Here is a 25,733-nt window from a genome sequence, read left to right on the forward strand (position 1 = left end):
GCGCGGTCAGCCGAGCTCGAGGACGACCTTGCCGGTCGCGCGCCGCTCGTCGAGCGTCCGCAGCGCCTCGGCGGCGTCGGCGAGCCCGAACGTCGCCCCGACCGGCGGGTCGATCGCCCCGGAGTCGATCAGCGGCTGCAGGGCGGCGCCGATCCGCGGCCCGATCGACGGCTCGGCGAAGAACCACTCGCCCCATGCGGCGCCGATGACCTCCGTGTTGCGCAGCAGCAGGCGGTTGACCTTCACCGTCGGGATCTCCCCGCCGGTGAAGCCGACGACGACGAGGCGCCCGGCGCGTCGCAGCGACCGGAGGCTGTCGGTGAAGCGATCGCCGCCGACCGGGTCGATGACGACGTCGACGCCGCCATCGGTGGCGTCGAGCACCTCGTCCTTCCACGGGCCGTCGCTGCGGACCACGACGTCGGCGCCGGCGGCACGGGCCACCTCGGCCTTCGCGTCGCTGGACACGACGGCGACCGTCCGCGCGCCGAGGCCCTTGGCGACCTGCAGCGTCGCGGTGCCCACGCCGCCCGCCGCGCCCTGGACGAGGACCCAGTCGCCGGACTGCACGCGTCCGCGCGTCACGAGCGAGAAGTAGGCCGTGTGGTAGTTCAGGATCAGCGCGGCGCCCTGCGCGAAGGACCAGGAGTCCGGGATGGGGAAGGTCATCGCCGGCTGCGCCGCGGCGACCTCGGCCCACCCTCCCAGGAACGTGAAGGCGGCCACCCGGTCGCCGGGCGCGAAGCCGGACCCCTCCGGCGCGGTCCGCACGACGCCCGCGACCTCGCTGCCGGGCACGAACGGGAGGGGCGCCTTGAACTGGTACTCGCCGCGGGACTGCAGGAGCTCCGGGAACGACACCCCGGCCGCGCGAACGTCGATGATCACGCCCTCGCCGCCCTGCAGCGGCGCCGTCGGCTCGTCCAGGTCGGCGAGCGTCAGCGCGGTGTCCGGACCGGTGAGCTCGGTGATCTGCTGGGCCTGCATCGGTGCTCCTCGAAATCGGCGGTACCCGCTGGTACCTACGGGGGCCGGACGCTATCGCACGACCGTGCGCGGCCCCGCGCGTCGGCTGGTCAGTCGCGGTCGTGGCCGGGTGCCAGCAGGGACGCGGCGTCCTCCAGCGAGGCGCGGCCGCACATCGCCAGCGTCAGGTCGACGTCGGCCAGCAGCGACCGCACGACCTCGCGCACGCCGTCCTGGCCGCGCAGGCCGAGACCCCAGACCCACGGCCGCGCGACGAGCACCGCCCGAGCCCCGAGCGCGAGCGCCTTCAGGACGTCCGAGCCGGTCCGCACGCCGCTGTCCAGCAGGACCGCCGTCTCGTCCGGCACGGCGGCCACGACGTCGGGGAGCTGATCCAGCGACGCCACGGAGCCGTCGACCTGCCGTCCGCCGTGGTTGGACACGACGACCCCGTCGGCGCCGAGGTCGACCGCGCGCCGCGCGTCGTCGGGGTGCAGGACCCCCTTGGCGATCAGGGGCAGCGACGTCTCCTCGCGCAGCGCCGCGAAGTCCGACCAGGTCATGCCGGGGTTCGGGAACGTCTGCGCCCACATGCCGACGGCCCCCTGCGGGTCCTCCTCCGGCGTCCGCTCGAGCTTCGCCCGGAACGCGGGGTCGGCGAGGTAGTTCGCGATCCCCTCGCCGACGAGGAACGGCAGGTACGCCTGCGCGATGTCGCGCGGGCGCCACGGCATCGTGAGCGTGTCGAGGGTCACGACGATCGCCTCGTTGCCGGCGGCCTCCGCACGGCGCACGAGGCTCCGGCGGACCTCCGGGTCGTTCGGCGGGTAGAGCTGGAACCAGCGCGGCGCGTCGGGGCAGGCGTCCGCCACGTCCTCGATCGTCGTCGAGGCGGCGTTGGAGAGCACGTGGCAGACGCCGAGCTCGTTCGCCGCGCGCGCGACGGCGAGCTCGCCGTCGGGGTGCACGATCGACAGCACGCCGACCGGCCCGAGGATCACCGGGCCGTTGAGCTGCGTGTCGCAGACGGTGGTGCGCAGGTCCCGCTGGGCGACCTCCCCGAGCAGCCGCGGCAGCAGGCGGTGGCGGTCGAACGCCGCGCGGTTGTCGCGCATCGTGCGCTCCTCGCCCGCGCCGCCCGCCACGTACGCGTACGCGGCCTCGGGGAGCTCCGCGCGCGCCTGCTCCTGCAGCGCGTCGAAGGTCGTGGCGAGCTCCGGGCGCTCGGCCCCGAGCCCCTTCGCGTAGACCTCGAACTGGTAGAGGCCGAAGGGCAGGGGCGGGTCGGTCGCGCTCACGACGCCTACGCTATCCCGCGACCGGGAGCGCGCCCGCGCCGACACCGGCACGCCCGCACGCGAGGCGCCGCCGCGGACCGCGCCGACCCGGGGGAGAACCCCACCCCGACTCGCAGGGGCGCCGCAGCGACAGCGCGTGCGATGCTCGGCACCGTGGGGGCATGGCCTCCCCGCCCGACCCGCCCACCGCGACGACCATGGCCCTCGACCCCGACCCGCCCACGATCGACGAGCGGCTCGCCGCCGCCGGGCGCCGCCTGCGGCCGCACGCCGACCGCGCCTGGCGCGATCTCGCCTACCTCCTCCTCGGGATGGCGACCGGCACCGCGTTCTTCAGCATCGCGGTGACCCTCTTCTCGCTCTCGATCGGCCTGCTGGTGCTCATCGTTGGCATCCCGATCGCGATGCTCTCCAGCGAGGTCCTGCGCTGGTGCGCCGAGATCGAGCGGCGGCGGGCGCTGATCGTCGATCCCGAGCCCATCCGCGGGGCCTACCGCCCGGTGCGGGGCGCGGGCTGGCTCGGCGCCGCGCAGGCGATGGCCGGCGACGCCCGGCGCTGGAAGGACCTCGCCTACCTCGTGCTGCAGTTCCCCGTCTCCGTGGCGGCGTTCGTCGCCTCGAGCCTCTGGGCGCTGCCGCTCGGGCTGCTGACGCTGCCGCTCTGGTACTGGGCGGTGCCCGACGGCGTCGACGTCTTCGCGATCCCCGGGTCGCACGTCGACGCGCTGCCGTCGGCGCTGCTCGGCATCCCGCTGGGCCTCGTCGCGATCGTCCCGGTCTACGGCCTCTGCCGCGGCGCGACGATCGTCTCGCTCGCGCTGGAGCGCGCGCTGCTGGGGGACGAGCGCGTCGAGCTGCAGCGCCGCGTGAGCCACCTCGAGGAGACCCGCGCCGGAGCCGTCGACGCGGCGACCGCCGAGCTGAAGCGGATCGAGCGCGACCTCCACGACGGCGCCCAGGCGCGGATGGTCGCGGTGGCCATGGACCTCGGCATGGCGGAGGAGCGGCTGGAGGAGGACCCCGAGAAGGCGCGCGAGCTCGTCCGCGGCGCGCGCGACGAGGCGCGTCGCGCGCTGGCCGAGATGCGCGACCTCGTGCGCGGCATCGCGCCCTCGGTGCTCGCCGACCGCGGGCTCGACGCGGCGCTGACCGCCCTGGCGACGCGCTCGCCGCTGCCGGTGGCGCTCGACGTGGCGCTCGAGCGTCGTCCGCCGGCCAGCGCCGAGACGGCCGCGTACTTCGTCGTCTCCGAAGCCCTGACGAACGCCGCCAAGCACGCCGGCGCGACGGCCTGCTCCGTGACGGTCCGCGGGACGGAGCGGATCCTGCAGGTGGAGATCCGCGACGACGGCGCCGGTGGGGCCGTCGTCGCCCCGGGCGGCGGGCTCGCCGGGTTGCGGGACCGCGTCGCCGCCGTCGATGGCATGCTCGAGGTCACGAGCCCCGCCGGCGGTCCGACCGTGCTGCGGGCGACGATCCCCTGCCTGCCATGAAGCTCCCGCCGTGCGCGTCCTGATCGCCGAAGACCACGCCCTGCTGCGCGACGGGCTGACCCGCCTGCTGCGCGACCACGGCCACGAGGTCGTGGCGGCGGTCGAGACCGCGGAGGAGATCGTGCGCCGCGGCACGGCGCTGGAGCCCGACCTCGCGCTGCTCGACGTGCGCCTGCCGCCGACCCAGACCGACGAGGGCGTCCGCGCCGCGCTCGAGCTGCGCGCCCGGCGGCCCGAGCAGCCGGTGCTCGTCCTCTCGCAGTACGTCGAGCGGACCTACGCCGCCGAGCTGCTGGCCGACGGCCGCGGCGGGATCGGCTACCTCCTGAAGGACCGCGTGGCCGAGCCGGGCGAGTTCGTGCGCGCGTGCGAGCGGGTCGCGGGCGGCGGGACGGCGCTGGACCCCGAGGTCGTCGCCCAGCTCGTCGTCCGGCGGCGCGCGGGCAGCGGTGCGGACGATCCGCTCGCGACGCTCACGCCGCGGGAACAGGAGGTCCTGCGGCTCATGGCGGAGGGCCGCTCGAACCGCGGCATCGCCGAGGCGCTCGTGGTGACCGACGGGGCGGTCGAGAAGCACGTCACGAGCATCCTCGGCAAGCTCGACCTGCCGGCGTCGTCCGGCGACCACCGCCGCGTCCTCGCCGTGCTCGCGCTGCTGCGCGCCGACGGCGACGGCTGAGCCGGCGCGCCCTAGGGCCGCAGGCCGGCGGCGGTGAGGTGGTCCAGGGCGTCCGCGATCGGGCCGTAGAGGTCCAGCGGCACGCTGACGAGACCGGTCGGCTGGTCGATGCCGGCCCGACGCGCGAGGGGGAGCAGCGAGACGCCGCTGAGCGCTCGCAGGGCCGCCCCGAGCCGGCGCCGCAGCGCGCTGGGCAGCCCGGGCCGGGCGGCGAGCACGTCGCCAAGGAGCGGCGGCGAGCTCCAGGCGGCGCGCAGGCCCCGCGCGTCGGCGTCGGCGACCGGGCCCGTGGTCACGGCGGCGTCGACGCGCCCCCGGCGAACGCGCGCCAGCGCCTCGGCGTCGGTGGTCGCGGGCGGTGCGAGCCGGACGTCGCCGGCACCGGTCACCGCGCCGGCCCGCAGCCCGGCCGCCTGCAGGGCGCGGCGCGGCAGCAGGTCGCCGCCCGCCGTTCCGGGGACGCCGAGCGCGACCCGCCCCCCGCGGAGGTCGGCGAGCCGGCGGGCCCCGTCGCGGGTCACCCAGATGCGGGCCGCCGACCCCCGCGCGGGCTCGCCGAGTCCCGTGCCGTAGGCGACGATCGGCCCGATCCCGGCCACCCGGTTGGCGACGACGAGCGCCTCGGGGTCGAGCTGGGCGAGGTCGATCTGGTGCAGCGCGAGACCGGCGACGAGCTCGCCGGGGTCCCGCCGCAGGACGAGCTCGACCGGACAGGCGAGGAGCTCGCCGAGGTCGGTGGCCAGCCGCTGCGCCGCGGCGCGACCGCCCTCGCCGCCGTCGGGCACCACGACGCCGAAGCGGACCGCGGCGCGGCTGCACGATCCCTCGGGGAAGCGCTCGACCGGCTCGTCCTGCGCGGCGGCGCGCCCGCCGAGCGCGGCGACGGCGAGGGCTACGACGAGCGCGGCGCCGAGCGCGACCGCGAGCAGGCGCCGGAGGACCGGGGACGGGGCGAGCCGGGGCGACATCGAAGGCGGATCCTCGCAGGCCGAGGGAGGCGCAGGGCCCGCGACCGGGGTCCGCCGCTCGCGGTCGTCGCGGCGCACGGCTCGTGGTCGCGCGGCGGTCCCGCGCCGCGGCGGGCGGGCGGGCGTCGCGAGCGGGACGCGCCCGGCGGTCGCCCGCGAGCGGACACCGGCGGGCGGCGTCGCCGGTCGTCCGTCCAGTGCCCGGTGTCGCATGGGGACCTCCCCGATGCGACCGAGGCGCGCTCGGACCTACCGTCGCGCCGCGATGGCCACGAAGACGAAGCCGCGCCGGCGGCGGCGCGCGACCCCCTCCCGCCGCGCCCGCCGGTGCCGGACCCGCCGGGTCCGCGGGCGTCGGCAGCGCGTCTGCCGCCCGGCGCCCAAGCCCCGGCGGCCACGCCCGAAGCCCGCTCGTCCGAAGCCGAAGCCGAGGCCGTCCACGCCCGCGAAGCCGACGCCGAGCGCCCCCGCGCCGTCGCCTCCCGCGAAGGGCGTTCCCACCCTGCCGGCGGGAACGCCGGTCCCGGGACTGCCCGACCCCCCGCCGCCTCCGCCCCCGCCGGACGTCCCGCCGCCGTCCGGCGACCCGGTCCCGGAGGGCGTGCAGCGCTACCGCGGGCCCTTCGGTCCCCGGCAGGCCGAGCGGCTGCTCTGGCGCGCCGGCTTCGGCCCCCTGCGCGGGCAGGCCCCGGCGTTCGCCGCGCTCGGCCTCGAGGGCGCCGTCGCGGCGCTCACGCGCGTCACCGGCCCCGCGCGCCTCGTCGGGCCGGAGCCCGTCACGGAGCTCGGCGAGCCGATCGATCCGGCGCGCTTCCCGTACGACCACCTCGTCTGGCTCGATCGCATGGTCCGCTCCGACCAGCCGTTCCTCGAGCGCCTCGCGCTGCTCTTCCACGACTGGTTCGGCGTCTCGGACGAGCTCGTCGGCTCGTGGCCCCTCATGCGCGAGCACGTCGACCTCTTCCGTCGCGTGGGCCGCGGCTCGTTCCGGGACCTGCTGCTCGCGGTCACCGGCGACGGCGCGATGCTCGTGCGGCTGGACGGCGACGACAACCAGCGAGGCCGGCCGAACGAGAACTACGCGCGGGAGCTCATGGAGCTCTACGCCCTCGGCCCCGACCGCGGCGCCTACACCGAGCGCGACGTGCGGGAGGCGGCGCGCGGGCTCACCGGCTACGCGTCCTCCTACCACCCCGACCGGGGCTACGAGGACTTCCGCTTCGATCCCGCCCGGCACGACGACGGCGAGAAGGAGCTCTTCGCGCGGCGCGACCGCTACCGGCCCGAGGCGGTCGTCGACGCCTGCGTCGCCCACCCGCTGCACCCGAGCTTCTTCGTCCTGAAGCTCTGGTCGGCCTTCGTGGCGGTCCCGCCGTCCGACGGCCAGCGTCGGGCGCTCGAGCGCCTCTACGTCGAGCGCGACCATGCGGTCCTGCCGGTGGTCGAGGCGATCCTCATGCACCCCGCCGTCTACGAGGGCCCGGCGCTCGTCAAGCCGCCGGCGGTCTACGCGGCGGGCATGCTGCGCGCGCTCGGGCGGGGGATCGAGTCGATCGGCTGGCCGGAGGTGGGCCGCCAGGCGGGGCAGCGCCTGTTCCAGCCGCCGAGCATCGCGGGCTGGCGCGAGGACCGCTGGCTCGACACGGCCACCTGGCGCGCGCGCTGGCAGCTCGCGCACCTCGCGCTGAAGGGGCACGAGCTCGGCGCCGACGAGGGATACCTCGCCGAGGAGACGCCGGAGCAGGCCGTCGCGATGGCGCTGCGGCACTGGGACGACCCGCCGATCGCCGCGGACACCGCGGCGGCCCTCGTCACCGCCGCCGCGCGCATGGCGCGCGTCGTCGGCCTCTCGCCCTCGGCGCGCAACGCCCTGCGCCAGGACGTGCTGCGCCACCTCCTCGTCACCGCCCCCGACTGCCAGGTCTGCTGACCATGCGCGACATCGCCTGCTGCCGGCCGGTCGAGCCCGGCCGCCCCGTACCCGCCGGTCGCGGCCTGACCCGGCGCTCGGTGCTGCTGTCGGGCATCGGCCTGGGGCTCACGCTCTTCGGCGGGCGAGCGCTCTCCCCGCAGGGGGTGGCGGAGGCGGTCGCCGCCGCGTCGCCGGCCGACCGCGTCCTCGTCTGCGTCTCGCTCTCGGGCGGCGTCGACGGGCTGAGCCTCGCACCCCCGCAGCACGACCGGCGCTACGACCGCCGGCTGCGTCCGCAGCTGTGGGTCGATCCGGCGACGACGCTCGCGATGCGGGGGACCGACGAGCTGCGCTGGCATCCGGCGGCGGCGTCGCTCAAGCGCCTCCACGACCGCGGGCGGCTCACGCTGCTGCCCGCGGTCGGCTACGACGGGCCGAACCACTCGCACTTCACCTCTCGCCACTTCTACGAGGTGGGCGCGACGGACCCGCAGGGGACGACGGGCTGGCTCGGGCGCTACCTCGACGTCGTCGGCACCGACCACAACCCGCTGCAGGGCCTCACGCTCGGCGAGACGATCTCGCCGATGCTCGCCGCGTCGCGGGTCTCCGTCGCGGCGACCGACCGGCCCCAGGACTACCGGATCGCCACCCCGGGGATCGACGGCGGGCCGTTCCACGACGAGCTGCTGCGGGCGTTCGCGGCGCTCGGACGCGGGACGTCCCCGGACCCCGTGCTGGACGCCGCCCGCGCCGTCCACGGCGACGCCGTCGACCTGCACGGGCAGCTCCAGGCCCGCTTCGCCGACGGTCCCGAGACGTATCCGGAGGGTCGGCTCGGGACCCGGCTGGCGGACATGGCGCGCCTGCTCGGCGCGGGGCTGCCGATCCGCTGCGGCACGATCGACGCCGCGCTGGACTTCGACAGCCACGCGAACCAGGACGGGTCGTTCGGACGGCAGGTCGACGAGGTCGGCCGCGCGCTCGAGGCGTTCCAGTCCGACCTCGAGCGTCGGGGGATCGCCGACCGCGTCCTGACCCTCGTGTGGAGCGAGTTCGGCCGTCGGCCGGAGGAGAACGGCTCCGTCGGGACCGACCACGGCGCCGGCGGCGTGGCGATGCTCCTCGGCACGCGCGTGCGGGGCGGCCAGCTCGGCGCGTTCCCCGGGCTCGCGTCGCTGGATCCCGACGGCAACCTCCGCGCGACCGTCGACTACCGGGGGCTCTACTGCTCGTTGCTGGAGGAGTGGCTGGAGGCCGACGCCGGACCGATCGTGCCGGGCGCGGACCGGCTGGAGCGCTACGCCCTGCTCGCCTGACGCGATCGGCGCCCGCGGTCGCCGCGGTGGGCGTCGCACGCCCGCCGCCGCACGGCGCGCCGGCCGTCGCGGCGCCGCGTCAGCCCGACAGGCCGCCGCGGCGACCGCCGGGGCGGCGCAGGCGGTGACGCGCGGCGTCCAGTCGCGCGCGGAGCTCGTCGGCGTCGGGCAGCGGCGCCACCTCGACCGGCGGCACGCCGCGCTCGACCTCGGCCGCGGCGCGCAGCCGGGTGCGCGCGGCATCGAGCCGGGCGACGAGGTCGTCGGGCAGCTCGACGGGCGCCCCGCCGCCGCGGTCGGCCCGCAGCGCGTCCGGGATCAGCGGTCGAGGTGGTCCGGGCACGATCGAGGGACGGCCGTCCTCGCCGCGCGGCGGGGATCGGCGCGCGGGATCCTCCACGGGCGCCCGGCGCGCGGCCGGCGGACGCGGAACGCCGGAGGCGGGGGCGGGGTGGCGGCGCTCGTCCACGCCCGCCACCCTAGCTGGCGCGGCGTGGACCGGCGGTCGTCGCGACCGCTGCTGCAGGAGCCCGCCCATCGACGGGCAGGGCGATCACCGAATGACCACGCCTTGCCCGCGACGGCGACCGTAGTGTACCGTCGGCCGGACGATATTACAGTCATTGTCCGTGTCGTCGCCGGGCGTCGTCGGGTCCGGCGGCGGACGCATCCCCCAGCAAGGAGCACCAGGAATGAGCAGGCTTCGCAGGTCGTTGTGGACGATGTCGGTGGCAGGCGCGGCGGCGCTGGGCCTCGCCACCTCCGCGAGCGCCGCCGACTACTACGTCGACGCCGCCGCCGGGTCGGACGCCAACGCGGGCACGAGCCCGGCCGCGGCGTGGAAGACCCTGGCGAAGGTCAACGCGAAGACCTTCGCGGCGGGCGACCGGATCCTCCTGCACACCGACCAGACCTGGGTCGAGCAGCTGAAGCCGAAGGGCTCCGGCGTGGAGGGCAACCCGATCACGATCGGCAACTACGGCGGCGGAGAGCGCAAGCCCGTGGTGGACGGGCGCAACGTCGCCGGCGGCGGCGCGGGCGGGGCGGCCGTGTCGCTCGTGAACCAGAGCTACTGGACCATCAGCGGCCTCGAGGTCGTCAACGACAACGGCACGGACAACGTCGTGGGCAGCAACCGCGTCGGCATCCTCGTGAACAACACGAGCGGGACGCTGAAGCGCGGCATCACGATCACGGGCAACTACGTCCACGACGTGAACGGCTGCTTCAACTGCAACGGCGCGAACGGCCAGACGAACGGCGGCATCTCCGTCGTCGCCGACACGATGAACGGGCTCGGGAACGGCGCGAGCAGCTGGAAGGACGTGCTGATCACCGACAACGTCGTGCAGGACGTCGGCCGCACCGGGATCAACTTCGACGACTACTCGACCGGCTTCCTCTTCTACTTCGTCTCCCAGGACGCGCTGAGCAAGAACGTCTCGATCACCCACAACCGGCTGAAGGACATCGACAGCGACGGGATCATCCTGCGCGGCTCGAAGGAGAACCTCATCGAGCACAACGTCATCGACGGCGCCGGATCCGTCACGGCGTCGGGCTCGCAGCCGGGCACGGTCGGCATGTTCGTGGCCAAGACGACGAACACGCTCATGCAGTTCAACGAGGTGTCCGGGGTCCAGACGCACGTCGTCGACGGTCACGGCTACGACGTCGACCTGTTCGCGGTGAACACGATCGTCCAGCACAACTACTCCCACGACAACGAGGGCGGATTCATCCTGCTGATGGGCGGCCTCGGCTCCGGGAGCGACGCGACCGTCCGCTACAACCTCAGCGTCAACGACGGGTTCGCCGGCGACAAGGGCATCGTGTCGCTGTCCAGCGGGCTGCTGAACGGCTCGAAGATCTACAACAACACGATCTACATCAAGCCCGGTCTCAACGCGCCGCCGATCGCCCAGCAGGGCTGGAGCGGCGACAACAACAACAGCTGGTGGTTCCGGAACAACGTCGTCGTGAACCACGGCACCGGCACCTGGGCGTTCCCGCGCGGGTCCGGCACGACCATCGCGAACAACCTCATCTACGGCAACCACACCGCGGGCGAGCCGGCCGATCCGCAGAAGATCACCGCGGACCCGCAGATGCTCGCGCCGTCCGACGACGCGCCCTCGGGCATCGGCAACGTCGCCGGCTACGGCGTGGCGCCGACCTCCCCGGCCGTCGGGACGGGCGCGCTGATCCCCGGCAACGGCGGCCGGGACTACTTCGGTCGTCCCGTCCCGTCCACGGCTCCCCCGACGCGCGGCTTCCACGAGGCGCAGTAGGGCCGCGCCGGCCCGGAGCGCGCCGCGCGTCCCGGGCCCGCCACGAGAACGACGAAGCCCGGCGCGCGGCGCCGGGCTTCGTCGTCTCCCGGCCGGAGCGGCGCGGGACGGGCAAGGGAGGGGCGCTCAGGCGGCCGAGAGGCTCCCGACGGCGCCGACGACCGAGGTCGACCAGTCGATGACCGAGGTCGGCTTCACGACGTGCTTGCCGAGGCCGAGCTCCTTCGGCGCCATGCCGAGGGCCAGGCCGACGAGCTGCGGCAGGTGCAGGACCGGCATCTGCAGGTCCCGGCCGACGGTGCGCGAGACGACCGGCTGCTGCATGTCGAGGTTCAGGTGGCAGAGCGGGCACGGCGTGACGAGGCAGTCGGCGCCCTGGTCCTTCGCGTCGCCGAGGTGGCGACCGGCCATCTTGAACGACGTCTCCTTCTGCATGAGGGAGATCGGGAAGCCGCAGCACTTCTGCGCGCCGGCGTAGTCCACGACGGTGCCGCCGAGCGCCTCGATGACCTGCTCGAGGTACCGGTCGCGCGGGTTCTCGGCCGAGATGTCGAGCCGGTCGGTCGGGCGGACGATGTAGCAGCCGTAGAACGGGCCCACCTTCAGGTCCGTGAGCGGCCGCGTGACCATCGAGCGCAGCTCGTCGAGGCCGAGCTCCTCCACGAGGACCCAGAGGAAGTTCTTGTTGACCAGGCCCTTCGCGTACTGCAGGCCCTCCGGGGTCAGGTGCTTGTTCACCTCGTCGCGGTACGCGGCGGAGGCGTCCAGGCGCTCCTGGCACTCGGTCTGCGCGCCCTGGCAGGTCGAGCAGATGTTCATCATGAAGTCCGCGCCCTTCTCGATCTCCTGCTGCGCGAGCGCGAAGGTGCGCGCGTTCAGGGAGTCGGCGAGCTCCTGGCTGTGCTCGGCGATGACGCCGGCACCGCAGCAGCTGGCGCGGTTGAGCTCGACGAGCTCGATGCCGAGCTTCGGGGCGACGGCGGCGACGGAGCCGTGGAGCTCGGGGGTGAAGCCGCGGCTGACGCAGCCGGGCCAGTAGGCGACCTTCATGCTCACGCGTCCTTCTGTGCGGTCTCGGCCTCGGTCAGGCCCTTGCTCGGGGTCGGGCTCGCGGAGCCCTCGTCGGCCCCGGCGCGCTCCGCGTGCGAGGTCGGCGCGGTGTCGTCCTCGTCCGGCTGCTCGACGTAGAGGTTGAACTCGAGCCGGCCCTCGCGCTCGCCGACCTCGCGGTAGATCCGCTTGATCTGGTCCTGGTCGGGGAGCTTGTGGTGGAAGAGCGCGCTCTTCGGCGTGACCTTCCGGCGCAGCAGCGCGGTGGTGATCACCGGCAGCGACGAGAGGAGCTCCTTCGCCGCGGCCGGGTGCAGCGGGCCGCCGTAGGAGTCCGGCACCATCTTCGCCTCGTTCAGCGTGCCGTACCGCTTCACGCTGTTGACGATCGCCATCTCGTGGCGCTCGCCGTTGTTGCGGTCGACGATGTGGTGGTCCTGCGACGCGATCCGGCGCAGCCGCATGATCTGGTTCATCGGGGCGACGCCCTTCGGGCACGCCTCGACGCACTTGAAGCAGTGGGTGCAGGCGTAGATCCCGTGGGGGTCCTCGGCGAGGTTCGAGAGCCGCTCGGCGTGGCGGCTGTCGCGCGGGTCGCCGACGAAGCGGTACGTCTTCGCGAGGGCCGCGGGACCGACGAAGAGCGGGTCGATCTCCATCGAGAGGCAGTCCGAGACGCAGGCGCCGCACTGGATGCACGCCATCGACTGCGTGACGTCGACCATCGACTCGCGCGGGACGATGTGCTCGCGCTCGGGGAGCGGCTCGCTGGGCAGCAGCCACGGGGTGACCCGCGCCTGCTTCTTCCAGTGGACCGCGTCCATGTCGACGATCAGGTCCTTGATGACGGGCATGTTGCCCATCGGCTCGACCGTGATCTTGCCGTCCTTGGACCGCGCCATCGCCTCGGAGAGGTGCGTGTGGCACGCGAGGCCGGGCTGGCCGTTGATCCGCGTGCCGCACGAGCCGCAGATGGCGGCGCGGCACGAGCAGCGGATGCCGATCGAGCCGTCCTCCTGGGCCTTCGCCTGGAGGATCCCGTCGAGGACCGAGCGGTGGGGCTCGAGCTCGATCTCGAACTCCTCGTAGTACGCCGCCTCGCCCGACTCCGGGTCGTAGCGGCGCAGGCGCAGCGTGAACTGCTCGATCCCCTCGGGCGCGTCGTCCGCGCCCGTGGTGCCGTTCGTCGTGTGGTCGATCGTCGACATCAGTACGTCCGCTCCATCGGCTGCCACTGCGTGATCGTCACCGGCGCCTGACCGAGCTTCGCTCCGCCGTCGCCGTCCTGCTCCACCGTGAGGTGGAAGAGCCAGTTGTCGTCGTCCCGCTCGGTGAAGTCCGTGCGCGAGTGCGCGCCGCGCGACTCCTTGCGCTCGAGCGCGGAGGCGACGATCGCCTCGGAGCAGTCGAGCATGAAGCCGAGCTCCAGCGCCCCGAGCACGTCCTGGTTGAAGACCGTGCCCCGGTCGTCGATGTAGGCCGTCTTGGCCTCCTCCTGGAGCCGCTTGACGATCTCGTGCCCCTTCTGCATGCCCTCCTCGTCGCGGAAGACGGCGCAGTACTGGTTCATCGAGACGCCGAGCTCCTCCTTGATCTCGGAGACCCGCCGGCCGGTCTTGGGCCGGTCGATGATCGCCGCGATCTCCTTCTGGTCGTCGCGCAGCTGGGCGTCGGAGACCGTCGGCATCGGGATCGACTGGGCGACCTTCGCGGCGTGCTCGCCGGAGCGACGGCCGAAGATCAGCGTGTCGAGGAGCGAGTTGGCGCCGAGGCGGTTGCCGCCGTGGACGGAGACGCACGCGACCTCGCCGGCCGCGTAGAGGCCCGGGATGTCGGTCTCGCCGTCGACGTCGGTCTTCACGCCGCCCATGGTGTAGTGCTGACCCGGGCGGACCGGGATCGGCTCGCGCGTGATGTCGATGCCGGCGAAGTCGCGACCGAGGTTCACGATCTCCCGCAGCGCCTCGAGGATCCGGTGCTTCGGCACGACGGTGACGTCGAGGAGGACGGAGTCCTTGAGCGGCCCGGTGCCGCGGCCCTCGTTGATCTCCTTCTGCTCCGCGCGCGAGACGACGTCGCGCGAGGCGAGCTCCATCTTGTTCGGCGCCGAGTGGACCATGAACCGCTCGCCGTCGGCGTTGCGCAGGTGCGCGCCCTCGCCGCGGGCGCCCTCGGTGATGAGGAACCCGTTGGCCGTCATGGTCGTCGGGTGGTACTGGATCATCTCCATGTCCATCAGGCGCGCGCCGAGGCGGTACGCGAGGGACATGCCGTCGCCGGTGCAGATGAGGCCGTTCGTCGTCGGCTTGAAGGCCTGGCCGACGCCGCCGGTGGCGAGGATCACCGTCTTGGCGACGAAGGTCTGCATCTCGCCGGTGCGGATGTTCCGCGCCACGACGCCCTGACAGCGGCCGTTCTCGCCGCGGATCAGCGAGGTGTTGAACCACTCCTCGTAGCGATCGACCCGATCGCTGTACTTCATGAGCTGCTCGTAGAGCACGTGGAGGATCGCCTGGCCGGTGATGTCGGCGACGTAGGCGGTCCGCTTCATCGACGCGCCGCCGAAGGCGCGCAGGTCCAGGTGGCCGGTCTCGTTGCGGTGGAACGTGACGCCGATGTGCTCCAGGTGCAGGATCTCGTTCGGCGCCTCCGAGGTCATGACCTCGATCGCGTCCTGGTCGCCGAGGTAGTCCGAGCCCTTGACGGTGTCGAAAGCGTGGGAGCGCCAGTCGTCGGCGGGGTTGATCGCAGCGTTGATCCCGCCGGCAGCCGCCACGGAGTGGGAGCGGACCGGGTGGACCTTGCTCATGATCGCGACGGTGGCGCCGGCGTCGGCGGCGGCCAGCGCTGCGCGCTGACCGGCCAGGCCGGCCCCGATGATCAGGACGTCGTGTGCGGGCATGGGCCTCTTTCGAGCGAGGACGGGGAAACCGGGCGGATCGTATACCTCCAACTTCCCACGACGCGTCCCGTCCAACCCCGACGAACGAGGTCGGGATAACCGGTAGACAATCCCGATGCTCGGGGTCGGTTTTCCGGCAGTCCCTGCGCGGCACGGCGATCCCGCCCGCCGCCGTCGCGACCGGTCCCGATCCGGCCCCTTCGTTTCACGGGGCGGGAACCGAGACGGCCCGCACGGCGACCCCCCGGTCGGCGGGGGCGCGCCGGCGGCGCCGCGCCGGCGTCCCTCGTGGCCGGGCGGCGCGTTGGCGCTCGTGTGGGGTGGTCCGGCGCCGTGTGAGGGGCTGGTGGTGGTCCTCGTTGGAGCGAGGAACGTGTGTGGTTGGTGTTGGTGGCGGACGTGCGCTGGACGGTGTGGCGCCGCGCGGTGATCGTCCGCGCTGGCGGGCGATCGCGGCGCTCCGACGTCGCCGGGCGCCTTGACGGATCGCGCCGGCAGCGTGTGTGATCGGCGGCACTTAGGCGTTCCAAATACCGGGAGGCGCCTCGGCGGTCCGCGTGCGTAAGATCGCCGTTCGTGGGCACGCACTCGGTGGCACGACGACCATGTGGGATCCGCGAGGCCTGGGCCTCCGTGCTGGGCAAGAAGATCGCCGCGGCGGTCTCCGGCGCGATGCTCCTCGCGTACCTCCTGCTCCACATGCTCGGCAACCTCACCGCGCTCGCCGGCGCGGGCGCGGCCGGGGCGCGGCACGGCGCCGACGACGGCGCGCGGATCGACGGCTACGCGGAGTGGCTGCGCACGTTCGGCGAGCCGTTGCTGCCGCGCGAGGCGGTGCTCTGGGGCGTGCGCGCGGTCCTGCTCCTGGCGCTCGTCGTCCACGTCACGGCGGTGGTCCAGCTCGCCCGCCGCAACCGCGCGGCGCGCCCCCGGGGCCACGGGGCCAAGCGCATCGGGCGCTCCTGGGCGGCGCGGTCGATGATCGTCACCGGCCCGCTGCTGCTGCTCTTCATCGTCTTCCACGTCCTGCAGTTCACGACGCTGACGATCGACGTCACGCCGCTGGCGCACGGGGCCGTCTACGCGAACCTCCACGACGCGTTCGCGAAGTGGTACTTCCTCGTCCTCTACCTCACGGCGCTCGGCCTCGTCGGCTTCCACCTGCGCCACGGGATCTGGAGCCTGCTGCAGACCCTCGGGCTCGACTCCCGCACCCGCAACCGGATGCTGCGCCGCGGCGCGACGGGGGTGACCCTGCTGATCGTCGTCGGGTTCGCCCTGATCCCGGTCCTCTTCTTCACCGGTGGGCTGCCGGACCCGCAGCCGGCCGCCCCGCACGGCGCCCACGGCGCGGAGGTCTCCCGATGAGCACGACCGAGGCCCGCTCGCGCGGCCGCGTCCTCGACGCGCGGATCCCCGACGGCCCGATCGAGACGAAGTGGCGCCGCTGGCTCGACGCCCACCAGCTCGTCGGTCCGCGCAACCGGCCCCACCACCGGATCATCGTCGTGGGCACGGGACTCGCGGGCGCCAGCTGCGCGGCGAGCCTCGGCGCGCAGGGCTTCCAGGTCGACAGCTTCTGCTTCCAGGACACGCCGCGCCGGGCGCACTCGATCGCCGCCCAGGGCGGGATCAACGCCGCGAAGGACTTCGCCAACGAGGGCGACGCGGTCAAGCGGCTCTTCTACGACACGGTGAAGGGCGGCGACTTCCGCTCGCGCGAGGCGAACGTCTGGCGGCTCGCCGAGGTCTCGACGAGCATCATCGACCAGGCCGTCGCGCAGGGCGTGCCGTTCAACCGCGAGTACGGCGGGCAGCTCGCCACCCGCTCGTTCGGCGGCGTGCTCGTGCGACGGACGTTCTACTCGCGCGGCCAGACCGGTCAGCAGCTGCTGCTCGGCGCCTACAGCGCGCTGCAGCACCAGGTCGCCGAGGGCAACGTCACCGTCCACCACCGGCACGAGATGCTCGACGTCGTCCTCATCGACGGGCAGGCGCGGGGCATCATCGCCCGCAACCTCGTCACCGGCGAGATCGAGCGGCACGTCGCCGACTGCGTCGTGCTCGCCTCGGGCGGCTACTCGAACGTCTTCTACCTCTCGACGAACGCGATGGGGTCGAACGTCACGGCCGCGTGGAAGGCGACGCGCAAGGGCGCGCTGTTCGCGAACCCCTGCTACACGCAGATCCACCCGACCTGCATCCCGCAGTCCGGCGAGTACCAGTCGAAGCTCACGCTCATGTCGGAGTCGCTGCGCAACGACGGGCGGATCTGGGTGCCGCGCGACCCGAACGAGACGCGCGAGCCCGGCGACATCCCCGAGGAGGAGCGCTACTACTTCCTCGAGGAGCGCTACCCGGCGTTCGGCAACCTCGCCCCCCGCGACATCGCGTCCCGCGCCGCGAAGGTCGCCTGCGACCAGGGCCTCGGCGTCGGCGGCACGAAGCGCGGGGTCTACCTCGACTTCCGCGACGAGATCGAGCGCCAGGGCCGCGCGGCGATCGAGGGGAAGTACCTCAACCTCTTCCAGATGTACCAGCGGATCACCGGCGACGACCCGTTCGAGAAGCCGATGATGATCTACCCCGCGCCGCACTACACGATGGGCGGCCTGTGGGTGGACTACGAGCTGCAGACGACGATCCCCGGTCTCTTCGCGATCGGGGAGGCGAACTTCTCCGACCACGGCGCCAACCGGCTCGGCGCCTCGGCGCTCATGCAGGCGCTCGCCGACGGGTACTTCATCGCGCCGCACACCGTGATGCACCGGCTCGCGACGACCCCGAAGGACGAGGTCGACGACTCGCACGAGGCGTTCGCCGAGGCGGAGGAGGGCGTGACCCGGCTGCTGGACCGGTTCCTGTCGACCACGGGGACGAAGGCGCCGCAGACGATCCACCGAGAGCTCGGGGAGATCATGCTCGACAAGTGCGGGATGCTCCGCACGGCGGAGGGCCTGACGACGGCGATCGAGGAGATCCGCGGGATCCGGGAGCGGTTCTGGGACGAGCTGCGCGTCGACGGTCGCGCGGACGAGCACAACCCGAGCCTCGAGTACGCCGGCCGGCTGCACGACTTCGTCGAGCTCGCCGAGCTCATGTGCGAGGACGCGCTCCGGCGGGAGGAGTCCTGCGGCGGGCACTTCCGCGGCGAGCACGAGACCGAGGACGGCGAGGCGCAGCGCGACGACGAGCGCTTCGCGACGGCGACCGCCTGGGAGTACCCCGAGGAGGGCCTGCGGCCCGACGGCGGCTTCACCCCCCACGACGAGCCGCTGACCTTCAACGAGGTCCAGCTCGCGACCCGGAGCTACAAGTGAGCGCCGGGCCGACCATCCCCCGCACGACGGAGGCGACCCGATGAACTTCCGCCTGGAGATCTGGCGCCAGGACCACCGCGACGCCCCCGGCCGGTTCGAGACGACGCACGTCGAGGACATCGACCCCGAGGCGTCGTTCCTCGAGATGCTCGACGCCCTCAACGAGCGCCTCATCTCGGGCGGCGAGCGCTCCGTGGCCTTCGACAGCGACTGCCGCGAGGGGATCTGCGGGATGTGCTCCCTCGTCATCAACGGGATGCCGCACGGGCCCAACCAGGTGACGACCTGCCAGACCTACATGCGGGACTTCGCCGACGGCTCGACGATCTGGATCGAGCCGTTCCGCAACACCGCCTTCCCGGTGGTGCGGGACCTCGCGGTCGACCGCAGCGCGCTGGACCGGATCATCCAGGCCGGCGGCTACGTCTCGGTCACCACGGGGCCGCAGCCGGACCCCAACGCCCAGCCGATCTCGCCCGAGACGCAGCGCCAGGCGATGGACGCCGCGATCTGCATCGGCTGCGGCGCCTGCGTGGCCGCCTGCCCGAACGGCGCGGCGATGCTCTTCACCGGGGCGAAGGTCACGCACCTGAACCTCCTGCCGCAGGGGCAGCCCGAGCGCGGGGAGCGCGCGCGGAAGATGGTCGCCGCGATGGACGCCGAGGGCTTCGGCGGCTGCACGAACTACGGCGAGTGCTCCCGCGTCTGCCCGCAGGGCATCGGGCTCGACGTGATCGGGATGCTCAACCGCGAGTACCGGCGCGGCGTGCGCAAGCGCCCGGCGCCCGACGCGCCGCCGATGCTCGCGCAGTAGGCGCGCCGCGGCCGCTCAGCCGCGCTGCAGGTCGGTGCCCGGCAGCGCCCGGGCCAGGGCGTCGCGGACGCTGCGGAAGCTCACGAGGCCGCGCATCGTCCCGTCGGCGCCGACGACCGGCAGGGCGCCGAGCTCGCGCAGGCGATCGTCGGCGAGCAGCTCCTCGAGCGTCGCCTCCGGCCCGACGTGCGGGGCGTCGCCCGCGTCCAGGAGCTCGGCGACCGGGGTCCCGGGACGTCCGGCGTTCAGCTCCTCGCGCACGCGCTCGATCCGCACGACGCCGACGATCCGCCCGTCCTGGCTGAGGACCGCGGCCCAGGGCACCCCGAACGGGGCGAACGCCTCCTCCTCGGCCTCGATCGCCGTGGCGTCCTGCGGCACCCAGGCCGGCTGCTCGTCCATGAGCTCGCCCGCCGTGACGGCGTGCAGCTGCTCGCTGATCTCGCTCGTCACGACGGCCGCGCGCGCCGCGCCGCCGATGAACCAGGCGATGAGCAGGAACCAGATCCCGCTGACCGTGTCGCCGTTCATGAGGATCACGACGCCGTAGACGGCGAGGAGGATCGCGAAGACCCGGCCGAGCCCGCCGGCGACGACCGTGCCACGGCGCCGGTCGCCCGAGATCTTCCACGCGATCGCGCGCGCGATCCGGCCGCCGTCGAGCGGGAACGCCGGGATGAGGTTGAACACGAGCAGGACGACGTTCACCGCCGCCGCCCAGCCGAACAGCGCCAGCAGCGGGTCGTCGGCGCCCTCGCGCAGCAGCGCCGCGTCGACGAGGGACGTGTCGCCCTGCAGCAGCAGGCCGACGAGGACGCAGAGCCCGCCCGCCACGACCGTGCCGACGGGGCCGGCGATCGCCACGACGAACTCCTCCTTCGGGGTGCGCGCGTCGCGGCTGAGCCGGGCCACGCCCCCGAGGAGCCAGAGGTCGATGCCCTGCGTCTGGATCCCGAACCAGCGGGCGGCGATCGCGTGGCCGAGCTCGTGGATGATGAGCGACCCGAAGAAGAGCAGCGCCGCGGCGACCGCCAGCGCCCAGTGCACGGTCGGCGACTCGGCCGGCAGGACGGCGTCGAACCGGTCGCCGAGCAGCAGGATGATGAGGAACAGGGCCAGGAACCAGCTCGGGTCGGCCCCGATGCGGATGCCGAGGACCTTGGCGAGCTTCACCGAGCGCGTTCCCATCGCCCGCCCATCGTCGCAGGTCCCGTCGTCGCGCTCCGGGCGCCGCGTCCGTCGATCCCGGAGGAGCGCGCCGAGCGACCGGGGCGCGCCCCGCGCGGGGACGGCGTGCGGGACGCCCCGGCGCGAGGCACCCGGATAGCATCGGCCGCGCGCCGGGCCGGCACGGACCCACACGAGCCGCCGTCCCGGAGGCGACCCCAACCTCGGCAGGAGAGAGCTCCATGACCCAGTCGCCCGTCAACGTCACCGTCACCGGCGCCGCCGGACAGATCGGCTACGCGCTGCTCTTCCGGATCGCCAGCGGCGCGCTGCTCGGTCCGGACACCCCGGTGAAGCTGCGCCTGCTCGAGATCCCGCAGGCGGTGAAGGCGGCCGAGGGCACGGCGATGGAGCTCGACGACTGCGCGTTCCCGCTGCTGCAGGGCATCGACATCTTCGACGACGCGAAGGCCGCCTTCGACGGCGTGAACGTCGCGCTGCTCGTGGGCGCCCGGCCGCGCACGAAGGGCATGGAGCGCGCCGACCTGCTCGAGGCCAACGGCGGCATCTTCAAGCCGCAGGGCGAGGCGATCAACGCCGGCGCCGCCTCCGACGTGAAGGTCCTCGTCGTCGGCAACCCGGCGAACACGAACGCGCTCATCGCGCAGGCGCACGCGCCGGACGTCCCGGCCGAGCGCTTCACCGCGATGACCCGCCTGGACCACAACCGCGCGATCGCGCAGCTCGCGAAGAAGACCGGCGCCGCGACGACCGACATCACGAACATCGCGATCTGGGGCAACCACTCCCCGACGATGTTCCCCGACCTCTACAACGCGAAGGTCAAGGGCCAGAACGCGTTCGAGGCCGTCGGCTCCGACCTCGACTGGTACCGCGACGAGTATCAGCCGACCGTCGGCAAGCGCGGCGCGGCGATCATCGAGGCGCGCGGCGCCTCCTCGGCCGCCTCCGCCGCCTCGGCCGCGATCGACCACATCCGCACGTGGGTCGACGGCACGCCGGAGGGCGACTGGACGTCGATGGCGATCCCCTCCGACGGCAGCTACGGCGTGCCGGAGGGCATCATCAGCTCGTTCCCGGTCACGGTGAAGGACCAGCAGTACTCGATCGTCCAGGGCCTCGAGATCCCGGCGTTCGCGCAGGAGAAGCTCGACGCGACGGTCGCCGAGCTCGTCGGCGAGCGCGACGCGGTCAAGGAGCTCGGCCTCATCTAGGAGGCGCCCGCCGGACCCGCGGTCCGGCGCCCGGAACGACGAAGGGCCCGGCGGATCCGCCGGGCCCTTCGTCGTCGTCGGCCGACCGGCGGGTCGGCTCCGGCCCCGCCTAGGCGGCGTCCTTCGGGTACCAGGCGCGGTCGCGCTTCTCGATCATCCCCTGCTCCTCGAGCCCGGGGAGGATCCGGTAGGCGTAGTTCGGGTGCACGCCGATCTTGCGGGCGATGTCCGTGGCGCCGAGGCCCGGCTCGCGGCGGATGAGGTCCAGCGCCTGGCGCGAGCGCTCGCCGCTGCCGCGGGGGCGTCCCGCGCCGCGGCCGCTGCCACCGCCGGAGCCGCCGCGCGCGCGGCCGGCGCTGCCGCCGCTCGTCACGCCGTCGAGGGCGTCGAGGGCCTGCTTCAGGCGCTCGTACTCCGAGACGGCCTCCGCGAGCTCGTCCATCCGCGCCTGGATCTCGCGGCGCTTCTCCTCGAGGAAATCTGACATGCCCGTTACCTCTGATCGTGGTGAGAGGGCGTTCATCTGCCACCCCTCGGGCGACCAACGCTAACACGAGCAGGCAGTGTGAACCACCTTCGTGGCGCAGGCGGGAGCCGTCGCCCACCACCGTCGGCGGGGCGAGGATCAGCCGGCGAGCAGCGCGGCGAGGCGGTCCAGCGAGGCGTGGGCCTCGCGCTCGGGCACGCCGCCCATGAGGGCCTTGGACGCCACCGCACCCAGCGGGCCCATCGGCGCGCGGAACTCGTTGCTGTAGTGGAATCGGGTGTGGGTCGTGCCGTCCTCCTGCGGGAGGGGCTCGAGGCGGTAGGAGATGAAGGCCTTGGCGCCCGCCGGGCCCTTCCCGTGCCAGTCCGCCCACCGCGGCGGGTCCAGCTCCCGTAGCTTCCAGGACACCTTCACCTTGGCCCCGCGGATGACGTACCGCTGCGCCATCGCGAAGCCGACCCGCGGCGCGCCCTCGTCGGCCGAGAGCAGCTCGTCCTGGATCGTCACCCACGCGCCGAACTGGTGCGGGTCCATCACGACCTCCCACACGCGCTCGGGCGTGGCGGGCAGGTCGCGGAACACGACGACGGCGCTCATGCGGCGGACCCTAACCGGCCGGCGACGCCCGACCCTCTCCCGGGTGTCCCGGACCGGGACGTTCCCGGTGGCTGGGGCGGTCGTCTCGCCGTCGTCCGGGACGGGGCCCGGACCCTCTCCCGGGTGTCCCGGACCGGGACGTTCCCGGTGGCTGGGGCGGTCGTCTCGCCGTTGCCCGGGACGGGGCCCGGCGATCTCCGTCACGCCGCGTGGCGGCGGGCCTGCTCCTCGGCCGACGGGAACGCGAAGGGCGTGCCGTCGGTGCGCTCCGGACGGAAGGCGAGGTGCATCTGGCGCGGTGGGCGCAGGCCGCCGTCGCGATCGGGCCGGAACGTCGCGCAGGGGTCCTCGCGGTCGAGCGCGCAGAGCAGGTGCCGCCGGAAGAAGCAGTCCGCGCAGCTCGGCGCGGCCGCGCGGGCGCGGGTGCTCGTGCGCTCGGGGCGGTCGGAGCGTCGACCGAACGGCATCTGCGTGGCGTCGGGCACGGGGGGCTGGTTCTCGTCTCGAGGTCGGAAGGCGGGCAGCGTCGGGCGCCGACGGCGCACGGGCGCGTCGGTCGCGGCGACGGGGCGGGCCGACGCAGCACCCGCACGAGGTGCTGTCCGGTCTCCGCGGAGGTCGTCGCGCTCCTCAGCGCGACGTGAGCGGCATCGAACCACACCCGCGCCGGCCGCGCACCCCCTCTTCCCGGTAATTGCTGACTTTTCGTGAACGACGCACGAAGGAATCCCGCTCAGCGCGTCGACGAGCGTCCGGTCGGCGGCCCCCGGCCGTCCGGCGAGGCTCGCGCCGGACCGGCTCCTGGCGCGCCCGGTGCCGGCGTCGCTGCGCGATGATCCGGCGATGAGCATCCTCGTGACCGGGGCGTCGGGCTTCGTCGGCTCGGCCCTGATCCCGGCGCTGCTGGGCGACGGGCACGACGTGCGCGCGTTCGGGCGCGATCCCTCGCGCGTGACCGTGCCCGTGCCGGTCGTGACCGGCGACGTCCTCACGGGGGAGGGCCTCGACGCCGCGCTCGACGGGGTCGAGGTCGCCTACTACCTCGTGCACTCGATGGAGGCCAGCGCCGAGGGCGACGACTTCCGCGAGCGGGAGCAGCGCGGCGCGGAGCGCTTCGCCGACGCCGCCGCGCGCGCCGGCACGCGGCGGGTCGTCTACCTCGGCGTCATGGTCGACGAGACCCGCGAGCTCACGCCGCACCTCGCCAGCCGCCTGGCCGTCGAGCGCACGCTGCTGGACGCCGCGCCGGAGGCGGTGGCGCTGCGCGCGTCGATCGCGATCGGGACCCGCTCGCGGTCGTTCCGCTTCCTCGTGCGGCTCGTCGAGCGCCTGCCCGTCCTGGCCCTGCCCCCGTGGCGGGTGCACCGCACGCAGCCGATCGACGAGCGCGACCTCGTCGCCGCGCTCCGGCGGGCCGCCGTGGTGGACCTCGCGTCCGCTCCGCGCCAGGCGCTCGACGTGGCCGGGCCGGACGTCCTCGCGTACGGGGAGATGCTGGAGCGGATCCGCGACCTGCTGCTGCTCGGCCGGCCGAGCATCCCGCTGCCGGTGAGCGTCACGGGAATCGCCGGCCGCGTGGCGGCGGTGATCGCGGGGGAGGAGCCCGACCTCGTCCTGCCCCTCATGTCGGGGCTGACCGGCGACCTGCTGGCGCGCGACGACCGCTGGACGCAGGTCCTGGGCGTCCGGCCGCACCGGTTCGACGCCGCGGTCGAGCACGCGCTGCGCGCCTGGGAGCGGGACGAGCCCCTCGCGGCGCGCTGAGGGTCCGGCCGGCGGCGCGCCGACGCCGTGGCGGGCGCCGCGCACCGCGGCGTCGCCCCCCGCCCGCGCGCCCGGCGAACGGCGTGCGCCCCGAGATTGGCTGGCTGGCCAACTCGGAGCGCGAACGCGCTACGATCCGCGGGCCGCGAGGGATCCGGGGTCGCTCCCCGGTCGGCCCCAGCGGCACTCGAGGCCATCGCGGCCGGTGCCCACGGGCACCGCCCCGCACCACAGGAGATCCAGCATGAGCACCGAAGCGCTCGTCTTCGACGCGATCCGCACGCCGCGCGGCAAGGGCAAGGCCAACGGCTCGCTGCACGCGACCAAGCCGGTCGACCTCGTCGTCGGCCTGATGCACGAGACCCTCGCCCGCAACGCCCAGCTCGATGCCAACAACGTCGACGACGTCGTGCTCGGCTGCGTCTCCCCGATCGGCGATCAGGGCGCCGACATCGCGAAGACGGCCGCGATCAAGGCCGGCCTGCCGAACACGGTGGCGGGCGTGCAGCTGAACCGCTTCTGCGCGTCGGGCCTGGAGGCCGTGAACACCGCGGCGCAGAAGGTCGCCTCGGGCCTCGGCGACGACCTGATCCTCGCCGGCGGCGTCGAGTCGATGTCCCGCGTCCCGATGGGCTCCGACGGTGGCGCCTGGGCGATGGACCCGGAGACGAACTTCGAGACGTCGTTCGTCCCGCAGGGCATCGGCGCCGACCTCATCGCGACGCTCGAGGGCTGGACGCGCGACGACGTCGACGCGTTCGCCGTCCGCTCGCAGGAGCGCGCCGCCGCCGCCGAGGACGCCGGCTACTTCAAGGACTCCGTCATCCCGGTGAAGGACCTCAACGACCAGGTCGTCCTGGACCACGACGAGTTCATCCGCCGCGGCACGACCGCCGAGAACCTCGGGAAGCTCAAGCCCTCCTTCGCGATGATGGGCGAGATGGGCGGCTTCGACGACGTGGCCCTCCAGAAGTACCACTGGGTCGAGAAGATCGACCACGTCCACCACGCCGGCAACAGCTCCGGCATCGTCGACGGCGCGTCGCTGCTGCTCATCGGCAACGAGACCGCGGCCGAGCGCAACGGCCTGAAGCCGAAGGCGCGGATCCTCGCGACGGCCGTGTCGGGCGCGGACCCGACGATCATGCTGACGGCGCCCGGCCCGGCGTCGAAGAAGGCCCTCGCGAAGGCCGGCCTCAAGGCCGAGGACCTGGACCTCGTCGAGATCAACGAGGCGTTCGCCGCCGTCGCGATGCGCCTGATCAAGGACCTCGACATCGATCCCGAGATCACGAACGTCAACGGCGGCGCGATCGCCATGGGCCACCCGCTCGGCGCGACCGGCGGCATGATCCTCGGCACCCTGATCGACGAGCTGCACCGCCGCGGCAAGAAGTACGGCCTCGCCACGCTCTGCGTCGGCGGCGGCATGGGCATCGCCACCGTCGTCGAGGCGCTCTGAGCGCCTCCC

At 73.9% G+C, this 25,733-nt stretch carries 22 protein-coding genes; 11 read left to right on the forward strand and 11 right to left on the reverse strand.

What is annotated here, in order from left to right; all coding sequences use genetic code 11:
* Positions 1-6: 6 nt before the first annotated feature.
* Positions 7-987 carry an NADPH:quinone oxidoreductase family protein gene (locus SK069_RS06095; protein ID WP_319953308.1) on the reverse strand — a complete coding sequence of 327 codons (981 nt, stop codon included), beginning with the start codon at positions 985-987 and terminating at the stop codon, positions 7-9.
* Positions 988-1,076: 89 nt separating this feature from the next.
* Positions 1,077-2,264, reverse strand: a complete 1,188-nt coding sequence (locus SK069_RS06100) for an alpha-hydroxy-acid oxidizing protein (protein WP_319953309.1) — start codon at positions 2,262-2,264, stop codon at positions 1,077-1,079.
* Between the two features lie 161 nt (positions 2,265-2,425).
* On the opposite strand from SK069_RS06100, the gene SK069_RS06105 reads away from it, so the two are divergent.
* Positions 2,426-3,757 carry a sensor histidine kinase gene (locus SK069_RS06105; RefSeq protein ID WP_319953310.1) on the forward strand — a complete coding sequence of 444 codons (1,332 nt, stop codon included), beginning with the start codon at positions 2,426-2,428 and terminating at the stop codon, positions 3,755-3,757.
* A 10-nt stretch (positions 3,758-3,767) separates the two neighbouring features.
* A complete protein-coding gene (locus SK069_RS06110) occupies positions 3,768-4,436 on the forward strand; it encodes a response regulator transcription factor (protein ID WP_319953311.1) in 669 nt (222 codons plus the stop codon).
* 11 nt (positions 4,437-4,447) lie between these two features.
* On the opposite strand, the gene SK069_RS06115 is transcribed toward SK069_RS06110, so the two are convergent.
* Positions 4,448-5,404, reverse strand: a complete 957-nt coding sequence (locus SK069_RS06115) for a phosphate/phosphite/phosphonate ABC transporter substrate-binding protein (protein WP_319953312.1) — start codon at positions 5,402-5,404, stop codon at positions 4,448-4,450.
* A gap of 601 nt (positions 5,405-6,005) precedes the next feature.
* Here SK069_RS06115 and SK069_RS06120 point away from each other — a divergent pair.
* Positions 6,006-7,334 (forward strand): DUF1800 family protein, encoded by a 1,329-nt coding sequence (locus SK069_RS06120; RefSeq protein ID WP_319953313.1) that lies wholly within the window; start codon positions 6,006-6,008, stop codon positions 7,332-7,334.
* Positions 7,335-7,336: 2 nt separating this feature from the next.
* Entirely contained in the window at positions 7,337-8,635 is a 1,299-nt protein-coding gene (locus tag SK069_RS06125) for a DUF1501 domain-containing protein (protein WP_319953314.1), read from the forward strand.
* 79 nt (positions 8,636-8,714) lie between these two features.
* On the opposite strand, the gene SK069_RS06130 is transcribed toward SK069_RS06125, so the two are convergent.
* Positions 8,715-9,104, reverse strand: a complete 390-nt coding sequence (locus SK069_RS06130) for a hypothetical protein (protein ID WP_319953315.1) — start codon at positions 9,102-9,104, stop codon at positions 8,715-8,717.
* A 259-nt stretch (positions 9,105-9,363) separates the two neighbouring features.
* Here SK069_RS06130 and SK069_RS06135 point away from each other — a divergent pair, with 259 nt between their 5' ends.
* The gene (locus SK069_RS06135; RefSeq protein WP_319953316.1) at positions 9,364-10,926 is read left to right on the forward strand and encodes a right-handed parallel beta-helix repeat-containing protein; all 1,563 of its coding nucleotides are present in this window, start codon (positions 9,364-9,366) and stop codon (positions 10,924-10,926) included.
* Between the two features lie 126 nt (positions 10,927-11,052).
* Here SK069_RS06135 and SK069_RS06140 read toward each other — a convergent pair whose 3' ends face one another.
* From SK069_RS06140 to SK069_RS06150, 3 genes are read right to left on the reverse strand one after another with little or no spacing between them, the layout of a single operon-like run.
* The gene (locus SK069_RS06140) at positions 11,053-11,976 is read right to left on the reverse strand and encodes a CoB--CoM heterodisulfide reductase iron-sulfur subunit B family protein (RefSeq protein ID WP_319953625.1); all 924 of its coding nucleotides are present in this window, start codon (positions 11,974-11,976) and stop codon (positions 11,053-11,055) included.
* 2 nt (positions 11,977-11,978) lie between these two features.
* Complete coding sequence (locus tag SK069_RS06145; RefSeq protein ID WP_319953317.1) at positions 11,979-13,184, reverse strand: succinate dehydrogenase/fumarate reductase iron-sulfur subunit; 1,206 nt, start codon at positions 13,182-13,184, stop codon at positions 11,979-11,981.
* Positions 13,184-14,878 carry an FAD-binding protein gene (locus tag SK069_RS06150; protein ID WP_319953318.1) on the reverse strand — a complete coding sequence of 565 codons (1,695 nt, stop codon included), beginning with the start codon at positions 14,876-14,878 and terminating at the stop codon, positions 13,184-13,186. The genes SK069_RS06145 and SK069_RS06150 overlap by 1 nt, the downstream gene beginning before the upstream one ends.
* Before the next feature lie 576 nt (positions 14,879-15,454).
* On the opposite strand from SK069_RS06150, the gene SK069_RS06155 reads away from it, so the two are divergent.
* Genes SK069_RS06155 through SK069_RS06165 form a run of 3 tightly spaced genes read left to right on the forward strand, consistent with a single transcriptional unit; the run spans position 15,455 to position 19,012 of the window.
* Positions 15,455-16,246: a hypothetical protein gene (locus tag SK069_RS06155; RefSeq protein ID WP_319953319.1), complete on the forward strand. Its 792-nt coding sequence runs from the start codon at positions 15,455-15,457 to the stop codon at positions 16,244-16,246.
* Positions 16,243-18,198: a fumarate reductase/succinate dehydrogenase flavoprotein subunit gene (locus SK069_RS06160; protein WP_319953320.1), complete on the forward strand. Its 1,956-nt coding sequence runs from the start codon at positions 16,243-16,245 to the stop codon at positions 18,196-18,198. Before SK069_RS06155 ends, SK069_RS06160 begins: the two co-directional genes overlap by 4 nt.
* Positions 18,199-18,238: 40 nt before the next feature.
* Positions 18,239-19,012: a succinate dehydrogenase/fumarate reductase iron-sulfur subunit gene (locus tag SK069_RS06165; protein ID WP_319953321.1), complete on the forward strand. Its 774-nt coding sequence runs from the start codon at positions 18,239-18,241 to the stop codon at positions 19,010-19,012.
* A gap of 15 nt (positions 19,013-19,027) precedes the next feature.
* Here the strand turns inward: SK069_RS06165 and SK069_RS06170 are convergent, their stop codons facing one another.
* Positions 19,028-20,200: a site-2 protease family protein gene (locus SK069_RS06170; RefSeq protein ID WP_319953322.1), complete on the reverse strand. Its 1,173-nt coding sequence runs from the start codon at positions 20,198-20,200 to the stop codon at positions 19,028-19,030.
* Positions 20,201-20,421: 221 nt separating this feature from the next.
* Between SK069_RS06170 and SK069_RS06175 the strand changes: the two genes are divergently transcribed.
* Positions 20,422-21,414, forward strand: coding sequence for a malate dehydrogenase (locus SK069_RS06175; RefSeq protein WP_319953323.1), 993 nt, complete (start codon positions 20,422-20,424; stop codon positions 21,412-21,414).
* Positions 21,415-21,523: 109 nt separating this feature from the next.
* On the opposite strand, the gene SK069_RS06180 is transcribed toward SK069_RS06175, so the two are convergent.
* The 3 genes from SK069_RS06180 to SK069_RS06190 all read right to left on the reverse strand — a co-directional run bounded on the left by SK069_RS06180 (position 21,524) and on the right by SK069_RS06190 (position 22,983).
* Entirely contained in the window at positions 21,524-21,901 is a 378-nt protein-coding gene (locus SK069_RS06180) for a helix-turn-helix domain-containing protein (RefSeq protein WP_319953324.1), read from the reverse strand.
* 138 nt (positions 21,902-22,039) lie between these two features.
* The gene (locus SK069_RS06185) at positions 22,040-22,498 is read right to left on the reverse strand and encodes an SRPBCC family protein (RefSeq protein ID WP_319953325.1); all 459 of its coding nucleotides are present in this window, start codon (positions 22,496-22,498) and stop codon (positions 22,040-22,042) included.
* A gap of 200 nt (positions 22,499-22,698) precedes the next feature.
* Complete coding sequence (locus SK069_RS06190; RefSeq protein ID WP_319953326.1) at positions 22,699-22,983, reverse strand: hypothetical protein; 285 nt, start codon at positions 22,981-22,983, stop codon at positions 22,699-22,701.
* A 358-nt stretch (positions 22,984-23,341) separates the two neighbouring features.
* Here SK069_RS06190 and SK069_RS06195 point away from each other — a divergent pair, with 358 nt between their 5' ends.
* Positions 23,342-24,262 carry an NAD(P)H-binding protein gene (locus SK069_RS06195; RefSeq protein ID WP_319953327.1) on the forward strand — a complete coding sequence of 307 codons (921 nt, stop codon included), beginning with the start codon at positions 23,342-23,344 and terminating at the stop codon, positions 24,260-24,262.
* Between the two features lie 244 nt (positions 24,263-24,506).
* Complete coding sequence (locus SK069_RS06200) at positions 24,507-25,724, forward strand: acetyl-CoA C-acetyltransferase (RefSeq protein WP_319953328.1); 1,218 nt, start codon at positions 24,507-24,509, stop codon at positions 25,722-25,724.
* Positions 25,725-25,733: the final 9 nt, after the last annotated feature.

Source organism: Patulibacter brassicae, from assembly GCF_033949425.1.
GTDB classification, from domain to species: Bacteria; Actinomycetota; Thermoleophilia; order Solirubrobacterales; family Solirubrobacteraceae; genus Patulibacter; species Patulibacter brassicae.

Coding starts and splice junctions, on each gene's coding strand:
- SK069_RS06105 (WP_319953310.1), top strand. CDS start 2,426: ATGGCCTCCCCGCCCGACCCGCCCACCGCGACGACCATGGCCCTCGAC.
- SK069_RS06165 (WP_319953321.1), top strand. CDS start 18,239: ATGAACTTCCGCCTGGAGATCTGGCGCCAGGACCACCGCGACGCCCCC.
- SK069_RS06140 (WP_319953625.1), bottom strand. CDS start 11,976: ATGAAGGTCGCCTACTGGCCCGGCTGCGTCAGCCGCGGCTTCACCCCC.
- SK069_RS06185 (WP_319953325.1), bottom strand. CDS start 22,498: ATGAGCGCCGTCGTCGTGTTCCGCGACCTGCCCGCCACGCCCGAGCGC.
- SK069_RS06175 (WP_319953323.1), top strand. CDS start 20,422: ATGACCCAGTCGCCCGTCAACGTCACCGTCACCGGCGCCGCCGGACAG.
- SK069_RS06125 (WP_319953314.1), top strand. CDS start 7,337: ATGCGCGACATCGCCTGCTGCCGGCCGGTCGAGCCCGGCCGCCCCGTA.
- SK069_RS06115 (WP_319953312.1), bottom strand. CDS start 5,404: ATGTCGCCCCGGCTCGCCCCGTCCCCGGTCCTCCGGCGCCTGCTCGCG.
- SK069_RS06095 (WP_319953308.1), bottom strand. CDS start 987: ATGCAGGCCCAGCAGATCACCGAGCTCACCGGTCCGGACACCGCGCTG.
- SK069_RS06200 (WP_319953328.1), top strand. CDS start 24,507: ATGAGCACCGAAGCGCTCGTCTTCGACGCGATCCGCACGCCGCGCGGC.
- SK069_RS06195 (WP_319953327.1), top strand. CDS start 23,342: ATGAGCATCCTCGTGACCGGGGCGTCGGGCTTCGTCGGCTCGGCCCTG.
- SK069_RS06150 (WP_319953318.1), bottom strand. CDS start 14,878: ATGCCCGCACACGACGTCCTGATCATCGGGGCCGGCCTGGCCGGTCAG.
- SK069_RS06160 (WP_319953320.1), top strand. CDS start 16,243: ATGAGCACGACCGAGGCCCGCTCGCGCGGCCGCGTCCTCGACGCGCGG.
- SK069_RS06170 (WP_319953322.1), bottom strand. CDS start 20,200: ATGGGAACGCGCTCGGTGAAGCTCGCCAAGGTCCTCGGCATCCGCATC.
- SK069_RS06180 (WP_319953324.1), bottom strand. CDS start 21,901: ATGTCAGATTTCCTCGAGGAGAAGCGCCGCGAGATCCAGGCGCGGATG.
- SK069_RS06145 (WP_319953317.1), bottom strand. CDS start 13,184: ATGTCGACGATCGACCACACGACGAACGGCACCACGGGCGCGGACGAC.